At 45.4% G+C, this 454-nt stretch carries 1 protein-coding gene; it reads left to right on the top strand.

Annotated features, from left to right (window positions below; genetic code table 11):
- Positions 1–8 precede the first annotated feature (8 nt).
- Positions 9–454 (top strand): condensation domain-containing protein (locus tag FS818_RS28330; protein ID WP_313960487.1); only part of this gene is annotated, 446 nt, incomplete at its 3' end.

Genomic DNA, 454 nt, shown 5'->3' with positions numbered 1-454 from the left:
AAAACTTAATTGATCACTTATTTATTTTCCAAAACTATCCTGAAGTCAAGGAAATAAGTGGCCAATCCGAAAATCAGAATCTTCAGATCAAGAATATTCAAAGTTTTGAGCATACCAATTATTCTTTAAGCGTGACGATACATGTGCAACCGGCTCGGATCGGCATCAAAATTGAATTCAATGCGTTGGAACATCATGGAGCTACTATTAGACAAATGATTAGCCATTTCGAGAGCATTCTGGAGCAGGTGGCTACAAGAGTGGACCTGCGGCTGGATGAAATCGAACTGGTCGGCGAGGCAGAGAAGCATCAGTTGCTGGAGACGTTTAATGATACGACGGCGCAGTATCCGCAAGACCAACCGATTCACGCACTCTTTGAGGAGCAGGCAGATCGAACACCGGAAGCGGTGGCGGTTGTCTTCGAGGCTGTGCAACTGACGTATGGAGAGCT

The organism is Paenibacillus xylanexedens (genome assembly GCF_007680605.1).
Classification (GTDB): Bacteria; Bacillota; Bacilli; order Paenibacillales; family Paenibacillaceae; genus Paenibacillus; species Paenibacillus xylanexedens_B.
Note: the sequence above shows the minus strand (reverse complement) of the source record. Positions and strands in the feature narration are given on the sequence as shown.